The following is a 434-nucleotide window of genomic DNA, read 5'->3' as shown; positions in this document are numbered from 1 at the left end:
TGTAAATATATACCCAAAATGTCCGGTGGTGTTATTTTTTCCGAAAGTGGAAAAATCATTTAATGTAGATGAATTAGTTTCAAATTTAGATAAACCAAATATAAATGTACATATAGCTAGTGGTGAACACGGATTTACTGATCCATACTCTTCTAAATACAATGAAGAATTAGCTAAAAATACTTTTAGAGAAACATTACACTTCTTAAAAAATAACTGAATTTTTATTCCGCAATCGGGCGCTTTTCTGGAATAAAGAATGCGCTCTTTCTTTTTGTATAGGGCCAGATTGTGAGCATGATTTGACAGTGTAGTCTTGTGATTTTACAATGAGTATATATTCATTCATTAAAAATAAGAAAGGAGAATGGTATATGCAATCTGGGGTTCATAAGTTTACAATTTTTAAAGCTGATGAAATTGACCTAGATGTA

Annotated in this window: 1 pseudogene; it reads left to right on the top strand. The window is 30.2% G+C overall.

Features of this window, described 5'->3' with window-relative positions:
* Positions 1-220, top strand: a pseudogene (locus tag SAY88_RS24770) (dienelactone hydrolase family protein); the annotation flags it as partial.
* Positions 221-434: the final 214 nt, after the last annotated feature.

Source organism: Halalkalibacter flavus (genome assembly GCF_036663575.1).
GTDB classification, from domain to species: domain Bacteria; phylum Bacillota; class Bacilli; order Bacillales; family Bacillaceae_D; genus Halalkalibacter; species Halalkalibacter flavus.
Note: the sequence above shows the minus strand (reverse complement) of the source record. Positions and strands in the feature narration are given on the sequence as shown.